A 16,430-nucleotide genomic window follows, 5' to 3' on the forward strand; every position below is an offset into this window, starting at 1 on the left:
GCGGCCTCCACCAAAGTCCAATAAAACCTGACTTACCTTTAATTTTTTTTTGCCGTAGAATCAGCCTGCCTTTTTAGGCGCCAATGTCCGTTAGAAGCTGTTTTCAAAGCGTCACGAGCACAGTCGTTCCTTCAGAGCGGTGTTGGCGAGGGGTTTTTCCAGCGGGGAAAAGCCCAACGCCAACCCTCATCAGCTCCCGTTCTGCAGGCGTAAAACTTTGAAAGCAGCTTCTGTAAGGAATTGTCGGCAATTCTGGCTAAGTGGCTCACAACGCCATGCAGCGCATGAGTACGGCAATTTCGGGATGAGCGTCCCGGACACCCATTTGGGACCACTGATGAGGGTAATACTGTGCTTGAAGCCTACCGCAAACATATCGAAGAGCGCGCAGCACTGGGTATCGTTCCCCAGCCGCTAAACGCCGAACAAACTGCAGGCCTGGTCGAGCTGCTGAAAAATCCCCCGGCTGGCGAAGAAGCATTCCTCGTTGACCTGATCACCAATCGCGTTCCGCCAGGCGTGGACGAAGCAGCCTATGTCAAGGCCGGTTTCCTGTCCGCCATCGCCAAAGGCGAAGCCAAATCCCCCCTGATCGACAAGAAGCGCGCTGTTGAACTGCTCGGCACCATGCAGGGCGGCTACAACATCGTGACGCTGGTAAACCTGCTGGACGACGCCGAACTGGCGCCAGTGGCTGCCGAAGAACTCAAGCACACCCTGCTGATGTTCGATGCCTTCCACGACGTCGCTGAAAAAGCCAAGAGCGGTAATGTTCACGCCAAGGGCGTGCTGCAATCCTGGGCTGACGGCGAGTGGTTCGTGAAGCGCCCGACCCTGGCCGACAAGATCAGCCTGCGCGTGTTCAAGGTCACCGGCGAAACCAACACCGACGACCTGTCCCCTGCCCCTGATGCCTGGTCCCGTCCGGACATCCCGCTGCACGCCCTGGCCATGCTGAAAATGGCTCGCGACGGCATCGTGCCGGACGAGCAAGGCGTCACCGGCCCGATGAAGCAGATCGAAGAAATGCGCAACGCCGGCTTCCCGATCGCCTACGTCGGCGACGTGGTCGGTACCGGTTCTTCGCGTAAATCGGCGACCAACTCCGTACTGTGGTTCTTCGGCGACGACGTTCCTTACGTGCCGAACAAGCGTGCCGGCGGTTTCTGCTTCGGCAGCAAGATCGCTCCGATCTTCTACAACACCATGGAAGATGCCGGCGCACTGCCAATCGAATTCGACGTATCCAACATGCACATGGGCGACGTGATCGATCTGTACCCGCATGCTGGCAAAGTCTGCAAGCACGGCACTGACGAAGTCCTGACCACCTTCGAAATGAAGACCCCGGTCCTGTTGGACGAAGTGCGCGCTGGCGGCCGTATTCCGCTGATCATCGGCCGTGGCCTGACCGAGAAGGCTCGCGCCGAGCTGGGTCTGCCACCTTCGACCCTGTTCAAGAAACCTGAAGCACCGGCTGAAAGCACCAAGGGTTTCACCCTGGCGCAGAAAATGGTCGGCAAGGCTTGCGGCGTGACCGGCGTTCGTCCGGGCACCTACTGCGAACCGAAGATGACCACCGTCGGCTCCCAGGACACCACCGGTCCAATGACCCGTGACGAACTGAAAGACCTGGCGTGCCTGGGCTTCTCGACCGACCTGGTGATGCAGTCCTTCTGCCACACCGCGGCCTATCCAAAGCCGATCGACGTGACCACCCACCACACCCTGCCTGACTTCATCATGACCCGCGGCGGCGTTTCCCTGCGCCCGGGCGACGGCATCATCCACTCGTGGCTGAACCGCATGCTGCTGCCAGACACCGTCGGTACCGGTGGTGACTCCCACACCCGTTTCCCGATCGGCATCTCGTTCCCGGCCGGTTCCGGCCTGGTCGCGTTCGCCGCAGCCACTGGCGTCATGCCGCTGGACATGCCTGAGTCGATCCTGGTTCGCTTCAAAGGCGAACTGCAGCCAGGCGTCACCCTGCGTGACCTGGTTCACGCCATTCCTTACTACGCGATCCAGGCTGGCCTGCTGACCGTAGAGAAGAAAGGCAAGAAGAACGCCTTCTCCGGTCGCATCCTGGAGATCGAAGGTCTGCCTAAGCTGACCGTCGAGCAAGCGTTCGAACTGTCTGACGCCTCGGCCGAACGTTCGGCTGCCGGTTGCACCATCCAGCTGTCCAAAGAGTCGATTGCCGAATACCTGCAGTCCAACATCACCCTGCTGCGCTGGATGATCGGCGAAGGCTACGGCGATGCACGTACTCTGGAACGTCGCGCTCAAGCGATGGAAGCCTGGCTGGCCAACCCTGAGCTGCTGCAAGCGGACAAGGACGCCGAATACGCCGAAGTCATCGAGATCGACCTGGCCGACATCAAGGAGCCTGTGCTCTGCGCGCCGAACGACCCGGATGACGCTCGCCTGCTCTCCAGCGTTGCTGGCGAGAAGATCGACGAAGTGTTCATCGGTTCGTGCATGACCAACATCGGTCACTTCCGCGCCGCCGGTAAACTGCTGGAGCAGGTCAAGGGTCAGCTGCCAACCCGTCTGTGGCTGTCGCCGCCGACCAAGATGGACGCTCACCAGCTGACCGAAGAAGGCTACTACGGCATCTACGGCAAGGCCGGCGCACGCATGGAAATGCCAGGCTGCTCGCTGTGCATGGGTAACCAGGCACGTGTAGAGCCGAACTCGACTGTCGTGTCGACGTCGACCCGTAACTTCCCGAACCGTCTGGGTGACGGCGCGAACGTCTACCTGGCTTCGGCCGAGCTGGCGTCCGTGGCCTCCATCCTGGGTCGCCTGCCGACCGTCGAGGAGTACATGGAATACGCTGGCAAGATCGACAGCATGGCGGCCGATGTCTACCGCTACCTGTCCTTCGACCAGATTGCCGAGTTCCGTGAAGCTGCTGCGAACGCCAACATCCCGGTCGTTCAAGCTTAACGTTGCAACGCAATGAAAAACGCCGCCCATCGTGAGATGGGCGGCGTTTTTTTATGCCTTCTCCCACAGGTTATGCGCCAGCCTTCAGGGCATGCTGCACCGCCCCGTCCACACTCAGACCACTCAGAATCACACCGCTGGATTGCACCTGCGCCAACGCCGTTTGCGCGTCGTCCTTCAGGCGCGCCAGAATCAGCCGCTTACCCTCTTGATGCACCCGCACGAAAAACTCCTGCAACGCCTCGATGCTGGTGCCATCCAGATCTGGCGATTCCTCAAGACTTAGAATTACCGTATGAATCGGCGTTTGCGAATGCCGGATCAGACGCAAGGCCCCACCCAGAATCCGCTCGACGTTGGCAAAGAACAACGCTTCCCCCGGTCGCACAATCAGCACGCCAGGCACGGCTTGCGCCGTTGGATGGCGTTGCAGGTCGACAAAGTCGTGACCGCCATCGATGCGTCCCAGGATCTGTATATCCGCCGCCGACATCTGCTTGAGCATCAGCAACACACTGATCGCCACCGACACCAGCAAGCCATCCAGCACCCCCAGCACCAACACCGCACCCACGGCGCAGATCACCAGCAAGCGGTCTCGGCGCCAGATGAAATAGCGTCCCAGCGGCTGCAGGCTCAAGCCTCGCCCCAGGGCATGGATGACGATGGCGGCGAGGATCGGTTCCGGGGTCAGGGCGATATAAGGCAACACCGTCAGCACGATGAGCAGCACCACCAGCGCCGCCACGATACCGGCCAGGCGCGAAGTGGCACCCGCCGCCTCATTGGCCGACGAGGCCGAATACCCCGCTCCCGCCGGCATGCCGTGGAACAGACCGGACAGCAGGTTGGAAGCCCCCAGGGCCAGCAGGTCGCGGTTCGAGTTGACCCGGTCGCGATGTTTTAGAGCAAAAGAACTGATCGAGCCGTAGGACTCCGCATACAGAATCATCACCATGGCGAACGCCAATTCCCCCAGACGCAGCCAGTCGGCAAACGGCAGTACCGGCAGCTCAGGCACCTCCAGGCTCAGGTCGATCACGCCGATCAGCTTCACGCCATAGGCCGGCAGGGCCAGCCACTGCCCCGCCGCAATGCCGATCACCACCACCAACAAACCTCCCGGCAAGCGCCGAAACCGCGCAAATAGCCATAACAAGGCCAATGCCACGCTGCCGACGCCAGCCGCCACCCAGTTCCACTGCGGCAGTTGCTCCAGCAATTGCGGCAGCAAGCGCACCAGATTGGCATTGGTCAAATGCACGCCGACCACGCTGGCGACCTGTTTGAGAATGATGGTCAGCGCCAGGCCAAAGGCAAACCCGCGCAACACCGGCTTGGCGATGAACGAGGTCACACTGCCGAGCTTGAACAGCCCGGCCAGCAAGAAAAACGCCCCGGTCACCAGCACCAGGCCGATGGCCAGGGTTGAGCGCAACTGAGGGTCGCCATTGGCCAGGGTGGCGGTCGCGGCGGCCAGCACGGCGGCGGAAGATGAAGTGGCCGAGACAATCGCAAAGCGGCTGGTGCCAAACAGGCCATAACACAGCAACCCGGCAAACAGGGCGATCAGCCCGGCCTGGGGCGCCAGTGCGGCGATGCTGGAATAGGCGACCGCTTCGGGCAGCAGCAGGCCGGCAATCGACAAACCCGCCAGCAGGTCCTGCCAGCGATTGGGTTGCTCGGTGGGGTTAGCGTTTGGGGCGCTCGACAATCCAGTGTCTCCAGGCGAAAAAAAACCGCTGCACGTATCGCGTGCAGCGGCCACTGTAGCTGAAAATCAAAAGATCGCAGCCTTCGGCAGCTCCTGCGCTGACCGAGTACATCCGCGGGTGCCCCCGATCCCTGTAGGAGCTGCCGCAGGCTGCGATCTCTTGATCTTTGACCTCAGGCAGTCAGCGAGTAGATCAACGCCGTGATCGCTACCAGGCCCACCGCCGTCACGAAGACGTTGGACGCCTGGCCGCGATAGCGCGCCATCGCCGGCACCTTGCGGATGGCGTACATCGGCATCAGGAACAGGATCGCCGCGATCACCGGGCCACCCAGGGTTTCAATCATGCCGAGGATGCTCGGGTTGAGCGTGGCGACGATCCAGCAAACCACCAACATGAAGGCGGCGGTCATGCGGTCCAGGGCCTTGGCCGACGGACGCTTGCCGCTCTTGACGATCAGGCCCTTGAGGCCTTCGCTGGCGCCGATGTAGTGCCCCAGGAACGACTTGGAAATGGCCACGAAGGCAATCAACGGCGCTGCAAAGGCGATGGTCGGGTTGCTGAAGTGGTTGGCCAGGTACGACAGGATCGACAGGTTCTGCGCCTTGGCTTCAGCCAGTTGCGCTGGCGACAGGGTCAGCACGCAACTGAAGACGAAGAACAGCACCATCACCACCATCAGCAGGTGGGCGCGGGACAGGATCTGCGAGCTGCGCTCCTCGGCGTGCTCGCCGTAGCGACGCTTCTGGTCCACGGCGAACGCCGAGATGATCGGCGAATGGTTGAACGAGAACACCATCACCGGAATCGCCAGCCACATCGTGTGCAGCAACGCCGAAGGCGCCGGTACGCTGCTGGCGGTGGCCAGGATCCCGCCGTTCCAGTGCGGAACCAGGTACACCGCCAGGAACAGCAGCGCGACAATGAACGGGTAGACCATCAGGCTCATGGCCTTGACGATCAATTGCTCACCGCAACGTACCACTGCCAGCAGGCCGAGGATCAGCACCAGCGACAGCACGGCGCGCGGTGGCGGCATGATGTGCAGTTGATGCTCGAGGAAACTGCCCACGGTATTGGTCAGCGCCACGCTGTAGATCAGCAGGATCGGGAAAATCGCGAAGAAATAAAGCAAGGTGATCAGGGCACCGGCCTTGATGCCGAAATGCTCTTCCACCACTTCGGTGATGTCGGCGCCTTCGCGACCGGACAGCACGAAACGGGTCAGCCCGCGGTGTGCGTAGAACGTCATCGGGAACGCCAGCAACGCCAGGATCAGCAGCGGCCAGAATCCGCCCAGGCCTGCGTTGATCGGCAAAAACAGGGTTCCGGCACCAATCGCCGTGCCAAACAGGCCCAGCATCCAGGTGGTGTCTTGGCGATTCCAGCTCGACAGCGTCGCTGGTGTCGCGTCTACATAGCGTTCGTTAACGCTATTGGCCTGATCATTCATCCGGTGGGATCTCCACATTCCGGTCACTTGCCACCCGGTCAGGACGCGTCGGAATACCCGACAGGCGGCGCCCTGGCCGGAACAGGGGCGCGATTCTGGAGGATTAGTTAGCAGAAGCAAAGACTTAGGTGAGGAACGGTGGTACCAGATAGCCGAAGATCCCCTGTGGGAGCGAGCTTGCTCGCGATGGCTTTGGCACATCCAACAACTATTTGACTGACACACCGCTATCGCGAGCAAGCTCGCTCCCACAAGGAATTGCGGTGTTTTCGAGGCTACGTTTCATCGCCAGATGGTATCCGTCACTTGATAAAGGTCCAACGCAATGTATTTTTAACTGACCTGTGTCCCCCTCGGAGTCTTCCCATGCCACTGGTTCGCGTCGACATCAAAAAACATCAGGACCCTACCCACGCCAAGCGCATCGGCCAACTGATCTACGCGGCCATGCACAGCACCATCGGCGTGCCGGAGAACGATAATTTTCAGATACTCGCCGAACACGATGCGCAGCATTTCATCTTTGATCCCGGTTATCTGGGTATCAACCGCACGGACCAGTTGGTGGTGATCCAGATCACCATGAGCGAAGGCCGGACCGTCGAGCAGAAAAAAAACCTCTACAAAACCATCGCCGAAAGCCTTCATGCAGAGCTCGCGGTGCGTCTGGAGGACATTTTCATTAATCTGGTGGAAGTGAAAAAAGAGAACTGGTCGTTTGGCAACGGGATTGCCCAGTACGCCCTCTGAAGTTCAACCTGCAGACCCGAGAGAGCCCCATGCCCGTAACCGTTCTGGTACTGGTTGAAACCATCAATGATTACCTGCCCATCCTCGAACATCAGGGCTTCCATCTGATTCTGGCCCCGACGCCCGCCGAGCGCACCGAGGCCATCGCCCGCCACGCCGGGCAGATCGATGCCGTCCTCACTCGCGGCCCATTGGGGCTGTATGCCGATGAAATCGCCGCGCTGCCCCACCTCAAGATCATCTGCGTGCTCGGCGCCGGCTATGAACACGTCGACCTGCAGGCCGCCGCCGACCGGGGTATCACCGTCACCAATGGCGCCGGAGTCAACGCCTCGTCCGTCGCCGACCATGCCATGGCGCTGCTGCTGTCGCTGGTGCGCGACATACCCCGCTGTGATGCGGCCGTACGACGCGGCGAGTGGCCGAAGATCATGCGCCCTTCCCTCGCTGGCAAACGCCTGGGCATCCTTGGCCTCGGCGCGGTCGGCATGGCCATCGCCAAACGCGCCAGCGCCGGTTTCGACATGAGCATTGGTTACCACAATCGCCAGCTGCGCAGCGATGTGCCCTACACCTACTGCTCGACCCTGACTGAACTTGCGCACACGTCGGACTTCCTGATCGTCGCCACGCCCGGCGGTCCGGCCACCAGGCATCTGGTCAATCACCAGGTGCTCGAAGCCTTGGGCCCCAAGGGGTTTATCGTCAACATCGCCCGGGCCAGTGTGATGGCCACCGCTGACCTGATCAGCGCCCTGGAGCAACGCCGGATCGCCGGTGCCGCGCTGGATGTGTTCGACGCCGAACCGAAGGTGCCGGATGCGCTCAAGACCCTGAGCAACGTGATCCTCTCGCCCCATGTCGCCGGGCTGTCTCCGGAAGCCGCCCAAGGTACTGTCGAACTGGTGGGCAAGAACCTCGTGGCGTTTTTCTCCAATCAACCGGTACTGACGCCGATCGACTTGCCACCCGCCACGAGCCATGTCGCCCAGTGACGGCGATTCAAACAGCTGTATCAAAAACAATGATTGGCCGGCAACACGCTCACCTATAAGAGCCGTTCGCGGTTGTGGGCGTGTCATGTGCGCATTAGATTAGCCAATAGTTTCAGGCCTCCAGAATAAGCAGAAGGGATAAGCATGGCGCTTAATGACCAGTCCACCCGTATCCGCACCGGCGAAGAACTCGATGCCAGCCTGATCGATCCGTACCTCAAGGCCCATATTCCGGGGCTCAGCGGTTTGCCGCGGATCAGCCAGTTTCCGGGCGGCGCTTCCAACCTCACCTACCTGCTGGAATACCCCGAACAGGAATTCGTCCTGCGTCGACCGCCCTTCGGCCACAAGTCCAAGTCGGCCCACGACATGGGCCGTGAATTCCGCATCCTCAATCAACTGCGCGACGGTTTTCCGTACTGCCCGAAAGCCTATGTGCACTGCACTGACGAATCGGTGATCGGTGCCGAGTTCTATGTCATGGAACGGGTCAATGGCATCATCCTGCGCTCGGACCTGCCGCCGGAGCTGGGCCTGGATCCGGCGAAAACCCAAGCCTTGTGCAAGAGTTTCATCGACAAGTTCGTCGAACTGCACCGCGTCGATTACAACGCCTACGGCCTGGGTGATCTGGGCAAACCCGAAGGTTACGTGGCGCGGCAAATCAAAGGCTGGAGCGACCGCTACGAAAAAGCCCTGACCCCCGATGCGCCACAATGGCAAACGGTCAAAGCCTGGCTCAACGACAAGATGCCGGCCGACCATCCGGTTTCCAGCATCGTGCACAACGACTACCGCTTCGACAACGTGATCCTCGACACGAACAACCCGATGAAGATCATCGGCGTGCTCGACTGGGAACTGACCACCCTGGGCGATCCGCTGATGGACCTGGGCAACACCCTCGCCTACTGGATCGAAGCCGATGATCCAGCGCCGGTGCAGATGATGCGTCGCCAGCCAAGCCACGCGCCGGGCATGCTGACCCGCCGCGAGTTCGTCGACTACTACGCCGAACGTTCGGGCATCCGCATCGACAATTTCGACTTCTACTACACCTACGGCCTGTTCCGCCTGGCCGGCATCGTGCAGCAGATCTACTACCGCTTCTACCACGGCCAGACCCAGGACAAACGCTTCGCGCAGTTCATCCACATGAACAAGCTGCTGGAGCAGATGAGCTTGCAGGTCATCCAGAAATCCAGCCTCTGAGCCCGATTCGGTTCGATTACACACAATCCCCTGTAGGAGCGAGCTTGCTCGCGAAGGTCGTAAACGATAACGCGAGCCTACTGACCAAACGCAGCAAATCCACCTCCACCGAACAGCATTGGCCTCTACCCCGGCATTCGACTGCATAACAAGACTCTTTATAAGGGAATCCCATGTCCAAGACTCAGTTGTTCGACCTCGACGGCAAGATCGCTTTCGTCTCCGGCGCCAGCCGTGGCATCGGCGAAGCCATCGCCAAACTGCTCGCCCAGCAAGGCGCCCACGTGATCGTCTCCAGCCGTAAACTCGAAGGCTGCCAACACGTGGCCGACGCGATCATCGCCGCCGGCGGCAAGGCCACCGCCATCGCCTGCCACATCGGCGAAATGGAACAGATCAGCCAGGTCTTCGCCGGCATCAAGCAACAGTTCGGCCGCCTCGACATTCTGGTCAACAACGCCGCGACCAACCCGCAATTCTGCAACGTGCTGGACACCGACCTCGGCGCCTTCCAGAAAACCGTCGACGTGAACATCCGCGGCTACTTCTTCATGTCGGTCGAAGCCGGCAAACTGATGCGCGAAAACGGCGGCGGCAGCATCATCAACGTCGCCTCGATCAACGGTGTTTCGCCGGGGATCTTCCAGGGCATCTACTCGGTGACCAAGGCGGCAGTGATCAACATGACCAAGGTGTTTGCCAAGGAGTGTGCGCAGTTCGGGATTCGTTGCAATGCATTGCTGCCGGGGTTGACGGACACCAAATTCGCTTCGGCACTGGTGAAGAATGAGGCAATCCTGAATACCGCACTGGCGCAGATTCCGTTGAAGCGCGTGGCGGATCCGAGTGAGATGGCGGGGGCAGTGCTTTATCTGGCGAGTGATGCGTCGAGTTATACGACTGGGATTTCGTTGAATGTGGATGGGGGGTTCCTATCCTGATTCAGTAGTTTGATGCAAAGAGAGGCAGCGATTGCTGCCTCGATTGACCGGCGATTAGTGATCGACACATTTTTTGTCCCCCCCCCCAGAACCGGTGCGCAAAATCCACCCACCTGGCACAAAAATAAAGATCCGCGAATCATTTATGGCCCGGCCGTTGGCATTTGCACCTTATCGCTGCCCCTTGGGCCGCCACTCTTTCGAGAATCCCCCCCGCTCCCGCGCCCAGACAATCGCTTCATTGCGGCTGTGCACATTGAGTTTGGAATACAGCGCCGCCACATGGTTTCGCACCGTATACGGTGCGAGTTTCAGGCGCGCGGCGATTTCCTTGTCGGCCCGGCCTTCACAGATCAGGCCCAGCACTTCGCGCTCACGGGCAGTCAGGTCGGTGAAGGGCATACGGGGCCACTTCGGTGAATTGACGTCCTTCACCCTGGCCAGTTTTTCGATCAGCGTACGGCTGAACCATGAGGCGTCCTTCATCGCTTCCTCGATGGCCGACACCAGTTCCAGCTCGGTGCGCCTGCGCTCGGTGATGTCCACCAGCACCAGCAGATAGCAGGGGTTGTCCTGAATGTTCACCGTGTCCGCCGACACGGTGCAATCGATCAGCCCGGCGTCTTTTCTGCGCACGCGCACATCGATGCGGTCCAGACTGCCGGTTTTCTCCAGCGCGGCGAACAGCCAGATGCGCGCGTTTTTGTCATCGATGAAATCGATCTGCGCAATGCTGACCCCAAGCACTTCCTCACTGGGATAGCCGAGGGTATCGAGGAACGCTTCATTGACATCCAGCACCCGTTGATCAGCCGCGCCACACAGCAGAATCGGCACCGGGGACAGGCGAAACGCTGTGGCGAAGCGTTGCTCGGCGCTGACCCGGTCGGTGACATCGTCCATGATCAACACCAGCGATTCCGGTTTGCCATGGCTGTCGGTCAATACCAGGCCGCGCACGCGGTGGACCCAGGCACGCCCTTCGTCCGCCGCCGAGGACACCTCCACCAGCACATCGCTGAACGTCTCGCCACGGGCCACACGGTTGATCGGATAGCTGTCGGCTGGCACCCCATGGTTGTTGCAATGGCGCAAGGCGAAGCGTTTGGCATAAGCCTCGGCGTTGGCACCCAGATCGCCGACTTGCGAGACACCGTGCATGGCCAGCGCCGCCTCGTTGGCCCACAGGATGCTCTGGTCGGGGTCCAGCAGAATCACCCCGTCGGACAGGCCGGCGATGATTTGCTGCAGCTGACGGCGATTGGTTTCGGTGGTCAGGACGTCCTGGCTCATAGGATCTCCACGCGTGCAGCGGCGCAGTCATGCGCCGGTCTGTGAAGATTACGACCACGGGCGTTCATGATCGTGCAGTTGTGTCTGCGTAGGAGCTGCCGCAGGCTGCGATCTTTTGACTTTCAGGCTGCCGATTGACTGGCAATCGTCGCCGAAGCCGCCAGCATCGCCCGCAACAGCACCGCACACCCCGCCGCCAGGTCATCCGGCGCGGCGTTTTCGATTTCGTTGTGGCTGATGCCGCCTTCGCACGGCACGAAGATCATCCCGGCCGGGCCGAGTTCGGCGAGGAAGATCGCGTCGTGCCCGGCGCCGCTGACGATGTCCATGTGTGACAGGCCCAGACCCTGGGCGGCGCCGCGCACCGCTTCGACGCAGCCCTTGTCGAAATACAGCGGCGGGAAGTCGGCCGTTGGCGTGAGCTCGAAGGTCAGGCCGTGTTCTTCGCAGGTGGTTTCGATCACTTCGCGCACTTCGGCGATCATCGAGTCCAGACGCGCCGGTTCCAGATGGCGGAAGTCCAGGGTCATGCGCACTTCGCCGGGGATGACATTGCGCGAGCCGGGATAGGCTTGCAGGCAACCGACAGTGCCACAGGCATGGGGTTGATGGCTGAGGGCGGCGCGGTTGAGCGCACCGACGATCACTGCGGCACCGACCAGGGCGTCCTTGCGCAGGTGCATCGGGGTCGGGCCGGCATGGGCTTCGACGCCGCGCAGTTTCAGGTCGAACCATTTCTGCCCGAGGGCGCCCATCACCACGCCGATGGTCTTGCGTTCGTCTTCCAGGATCGGGCCTTGCTCGATGTGGGCTTCGAAATAAGCGCCCACGGCATGGCCGGTGACCTGACGTGGACCGGCGTAACCGATGGCGTTCAATGCCTGCCCCACGGTCACGCCATCGGCATCGACCTTGGCCAGTGTTTCCTCAAGGGTGAATTTCTCGGCGAACACGCCGGAACCCATCATGCACGGCGCGAAGCGCGAGCCCTCTTCGTTGGTCCAGACCACCACTTCCAGCGGCGCTTCGGTTTCGATGTTCAAGTCATTGAGGGTGCGCAGCACTTCGACGCCGGCCAATACACCAAAGCAACCATCGAACTTGCCGCCAGTGGGCTGGGTATCGATGTGGCTGCCGGTCATCACCGGCGGCAGGTCGGGATTGCGCCCGGCTCGACGGGCGAAGATATTGCCGACGGCGTCGATGCTGACGGTGCAGCCGGCATCGCTACACCACTTGACGAAAATGTCCCGGGCCTGGCGGTCGAGGTCGGTCAAGGCCAGGCGACACACGCCGCCCTTGACCGTGGCGCCGAGCCTGGCCAGCTCCATGAGCGATTGCCACAGGCGGTCGCGGTTGATGTGCTGATGGCTGGACTGCAGAACGTCGACGGCCGCGTTCATGATGATCTCCTCAGGCTGTTCTTATGGATTTTTTCAGGCAGTTCTTCGGTGAATTTGAGATCGTCTTCGCTGCGATGCGGCGATCCGACAAGCCAGCTCCTACAGGGGGCTGCGTTTCTAATGTAGGAGCTGGCTTGCCAGCGAAGGGGCCATTCGCTACACCGCAGATTTCGCGACAGACGGGCTGGGCCGCATCACACTCAACCCGTAATAAATAACCCCACCCAGCGCCGAACCGGTAAACCAGCCATAGCTGTAGAACCAGCTGAACGCATCGCTGCCCAGGGACAGCAGCGTCAACACCACCGGCACGCCGAAGGCCAGGAAACCGCTCCAGTTCCACGCTGGGTACACGTCATCGCGGTACAGGCCGGCAAGGTCCAGTTGCTGTTTCTTGATCAGGAAATAGTCCACCACCATGATCCCGGCGATCGGCCCCAGCAGGCTCGAATACCCCAGCAACCAGTTGGAATAGACGGTTTCCAGACTGACGTCCGAGACGATCAGGTCGAGTTTTTTCAGTAGCTCATGGGCCATCAATCCCAACCCCACCAGACCGGTAAGGATCACCGCTTTGGTGCGGTTGATGGCCTTGGGTGCGATGTTCTGGAAGTCATTGGTCGGCGACACGATGTTGGCTGCGGTATTGGTCGACAGCGTGGCGATGATGATCAGCGCCATCGCGATTGCCACCCAGACCGGGCTCTGGATATGACCGATCAGGGTCACCGGATCGGACACCGTCACCCCCACCAATTTCACCGAGGCGGCGGTCATCACCACGCCCAGGGACGCGAACAGGAACATGGTCAGCGGCAACCCGATGATCTGCCCGACGATCTGGTCCTTCTGGCTTTTTGCGTAGCGACTGAAGTCCGGAATGTTCAGTGACAACGTGGCCCAGAAGCCGACCATCGCCGTCAGCCCGGCGGCAAAGTAGCTGGCCACGCCTGCACCTTCGGGGCGCTTGGCCGGAATCGCCAGCAATTCGTTCATCGACACATTGGGCATGGCCCAGACCAGCAGGCCCGCGCCCACCAGCACCAACAGTGGCGCCGACAGGGTTTCCAGCCATTTGATCGACTCGGCACCGCGAATCACCACCCACAGGTTCAGCGCCCAGAACACCATGAAACCGATGACCTCGCCGGTGCCGCCCAGGGATTTCCAGCCCTCGAACACCGAGCCGAGAAACAGGTGAATCGCCAGCCCGCCGAACATCGTCTGGATGCCGAACCAGCCGCACGCCACCAGGGCGCGAATCAGGCACGGAATGTTGGAACCGAGCACGCCGAAGGACGAGCGCAGCAATACCGGAAAGGGAATGCCGTACTTGGTGCCGGGAAAGGCGTTAAGCGTCAGGGGAATCAATACGATGATGTTGGCGAACAGGATCGCCAGCAGCGCTTCGCCGACGGTCAGGCCAAAATACGCGGTCAGCACACCGCCGAGGGTGTAGGTCGGCACGCAGATCGCCATGCCCACCCATAACGCTGTGATGTGCCATTTGTTCCAGGTGCGTTCGTGCACCTTGGTCGGTGCAATGTCGTGGTTGTAACGGGGACTGTCGAGGACATCGCTGCCGGCTTCCAGCTCAAACAAGCCGTCGCGTTCGGTCACTTGCGATCTGATCTGTTGCATGGCCGCTCCACTGTTCTTTTGATTATTGTTGCTCATCAGGGGCTGGCGGCATCAATAAACGTGCCGAGTGCCCCGATCAAGCATCGGGCAGTTCCATAAACACATTGCAACCAACTGATGTTTATCGGTTTTATTCACCGTCTCGACTATTTGTCCTGTCACTCAGGCCGAATGCCAGGCAAGTTGTCGAATCAGTCAGGACTCAATCTGGTGCGTTGATCTTTTTTTCAATGGCTGCGCATCAACCATAGACCATACTCAAACAGCTGATTTCACATAAGAAATCTTGACTATTTTTCGATCCTGTCAAGTGCGTCAAAATGGTGAGCGGCCTCACCATTTTGGTGACAGCTATATTTATTCGTTAAATATCAAACAGTTAATTACTGAATAAGCTTATAAAAAATATTCTTGCCGATTCGGATAAGTGCAGCTAGCGTTTAATCCTGACAGCGTTGACAGGATTGATTCTGTGCGAGCTGTTCTGAATAAAACATCTAGAACCGGCAGAAGCCGGTCATTGCCTGCGAGGAACTCGGAATGTCTCTGTTGATCCGTGGCGCCACCGTTGTTACCCATGATGAAAGTTATCGCGCCGATGTGTATTGCGCAGACGGCGTGATCAAGGCCATCGGCGAAAACCTCGATGTTCCTGCAGACGCCGAGGTGCTCGACGGCAGCGGCCAATACCTGATGCCCGGCGGCATCGACCCGCACACCCACATGCAACTGCCGTTCATGGGCACCGTGGCCAGCGAAGACTTTTTCAGCGGCACGGCGGCGGGACTGGCCGGCGGCACCACCTCGATCATCGACTTCGTGATTCCCAATCCGCAGCAATCCTTGCTCGAAGCCTTCCATCAGTGGCGCGGCTGGGCCCAGAAGTCCGCGTCGGATTACGGTTTTCACGTCGCCATTACCTGGTGGAGCGAACAGGTCCGCGAGGAAATGGCCGAGCTGGTCAGCCAGCATGGCGTCAACAGCTTCAAGCATTTCATGGCCTACAAGAACGCAATCATGGCCGCTGATGACACCCTGGTGGCGAGTTTCGAACGCTGCCTGGAGCTGGGCGCGGTGCCGACCGTTCACGCGGAAAACGGGGAGCTGGTGTATCACCTGCAACGCAAGCTGATGGCCCAGGGCATCACCGGGCCGGAAGCCCACCCACTGTCGCGGCCGTCACAGGTCGAAGGCGAGGCCGCGAGCCGGGCGATCCGCATCGCCGAAACCCTGGGCACGCCGCTGTACCTGGTCCACGTCTCGACCAAGGAAGCGCTGGACGAAATCACCTACGCCCGGGGCAAGGGCCAGCCGGTGTACGGCGAAGTGCTGGCCGGGCACCTGTTGCTGGACGACAGCGTCTACCGCCATCCGGACTGGCAAACCGCCGCCGGTTACGTGATGAGCCCGCCGTTCCGCCCTCGCGGCCATCAAGAGGCGCTCTGGCATGGCCTGCAATCGGGCAACCTGCACACCACCGCCACTGACCACTGTTGCTTCTGCGCCGAGCAAAAAGCCGCTGGCCGCGACGACTTCAGCAAGATCCCCAATGGAACCGCCGGCATCGAAGACCGCATGGCGGTGCTGTGGGATGAAGGGGTGAACAGTGGACGCTTTTCGATGCAGCAATTCGTCGCACTGACGTCCACCAACACGGCGAAGATCTTCAACCTCTACCCACGCAAAGGCGCGATCCGCGTCGGTGCCGATGCCGACCTGGTGCTGTGGGACCCGCAGGGCACCCGGACCATTTCCGCCAGGACCCACCATCAGCAGGTGGACTTCAACATCTTCGAAGGCAAGACCGTGCGCGGCGTGCCCAGCCACACCATCAGCCAGGGCCGCGTGGTCTGGGCCGACGGCGACCTGCGGGCCGAGCGCGGGGCCGGACGCTACATCGAACGGCCGGCGTACCCGGCGGTGTTTGATTTGCTGAGCAAGCGGGCTGAGTTGCACAAGCCGACGGCTGTGAAACGCTGAAATCGAGGCCTTCGGCCTTCGCTGGCAAGCCAGCTCCTACAAGGGAAATGCATTCCAACCTGTAGGAGCTGGCTTGCCAGCGAAGGGGCCGGTAC

Annotated in this window: 11 protein-coding genes; 6 read left to right on the forward strand and 5 right to left on the reverse strand. The window is 60.5% G+C overall.

Annotated features, from left to right (window positions below):
* Positions 1-351 precede the first annotated feature (351 nt).
* Complete coding sequence (gene acnB, locus KGA81_RS16105) at positions 352-2,952, forward strand: bifunctional aconitate hydratase 2/2-methylisocitrate dehydratase (RefSeq protein WP_223547185.1); 2,601 nt, start codon at positions 352-354, stop codon at positions 2,950-2,952.
* A 70-nt stretch (positions 2,953-3,022) separates the two neighbouring features.
* Here the strand turns inward: acnB and KGA81_RS16110 are convergent, their stop codons facing one another.
* Positions 3,023-4,666 (reverse strand): SulP family inorganic anion transporter, encoded by a 1,644-nt coding sequence (locus KGA81_RS16110; RefSeq protein WP_223547186.1) that lies wholly within the window; start codon positions 4,664-4,666, stop codon positions 3,023-3,025.
* A gap of 173 nt (positions 4,667-4,839) precedes the next feature.
* A complete protein-coding gene (locus KGA81_RS16115) occupies positions 4,840-6,120 on the reverse strand; it encodes a serine/threonine transporter (RefSeq protein WP_223528806.1) in 1,281 nt (426 codons plus the stop codon).
* A 366-nt stretch (positions 6,121-6,486) separates the two neighbouring features.
* On the opposite strand from KGA81_RS16115, the gene KGA81_RS16120 reads away from it, so the two are divergent.
* The 4 genes from KGA81_RS16120 to KGA81_RS16135 all read left to right on the forward strand — a co-directional run bounded on the left by KGA81_RS16120 (position 6,487) and on the right by KGA81_RS16135 (position 10,018).
* Complete coding sequence (locus tag KGA81_RS16120) at positions 6,487-6,870, forward strand: tautomerase family protein (protein WP_223547187.1); 384 nt, start codon at positions 6,487-6,489, stop codon at positions 6,868-6,870.
* A gap of 29 nt (positions 6,871-6,899) precedes the next feature.
* Complete coding sequence (locus tag KGA81_RS16125) at positions 6,900-7,865, forward strand: 2-hydroxyacid dehydrogenase (protein ID WP_223547188.1); 966 nt, start codon at positions 6,900-6,902, stop codon at positions 7,863-7,865.
* A 144-nt stretch (positions 7,866-8,009) separates the two neighbouring features.
* A complete protein-coding gene (locus KGA81_RS16130) occupies positions 8,010-9,077 on the forward strand; it encodes a phosphotransferase family protein (RefSeq protein ID WP_223547189.1) in 1,068 nt (355 codons plus the stop codon).
* Between the two features lie 173 nt (positions 9,078-9,250).
* Entirely contained in the window at positions 9,251-10,018 is a 768-nt protein-coding gene (locus KGA81_RS16135; RefSeq protein ID WP_223547190.1) for an SDR family oxidoreductase, read from the forward strand.
* A 171-nt stretch (positions 10,019-10,189) separates the two neighbouring features.
* Here the strand turns inward: KGA81_RS16135 and KGA81_RS16140 are convergent, their stop codons facing one another.
* The 3 genes from KGA81_RS16140 to KGA81_RS16150 form a co-directional block, all read right to left on the reverse strand.
* Positions 10,190-11,311 (reverse strand): helix-turn-helix transcriptional regulator, encoded by a 1,122-nt coding sequence (locus tag KGA81_RS16140; protein ID WP_223547191.1) that lies wholly within the window; start codon positions 11,309-11,311, stop codon positions 10,190-10,192.
* 122 nt (positions 11,312-11,433) lie between these two features.
* Positions 11,434-12,714, reverse strand: a complete 1,281-nt coding sequence (locus tag KGA81_RS16145; protein ID WP_223547192.1) for a Zn-dependent hydrolase — start codon at positions 12,712-12,714, stop codon at positions 11,434-11,436.
* A 156-nt stretch (positions 12,715-12,870) separates the two neighbouring features.
* Positions 12,871-14,355, reverse strand: a complete 1,485-nt coding sequence (locus KGA81_RS16150; protein WP_223547193.1) for an NCS1 family nucleobase:cation symporter-1 — start codon at positions 14,353-14,355, stop codon at positions 12,871-12,873.
* A 540-nt stretch (positions 14,356-14,895) separates the two neighbouring features.
* On the opposite strand from KGA81_RS16150, the gene hydA reads away from it, so the two are divergent.
* The gene (hydA, locus tag KGA81_RS16155; RefSeq protein WP_223547194.1) at positions 14,896-16,335 is read left to right on the forward strand and encodes a dihydropyrimidinase; all 1,440 of its coding nucleotides are present in this window, start codon (positions 14,896-14,898) and stop codon (positions 16,333-16,335) included.
* Positions 16,336-16,430 lie beyond the last annotated feature (95 nt).

It is taken from the genome of Pseudomonas sp. A-B-19 (genome assembly GCF_019947515.1).
In the GTDB taxonomy this organism is placed as follows: Bacteria; Pseudomonadota; Gammaproteobacteria; order Pseudomonadales; family Pseudomonadaceae; genus Aquipseudomonas.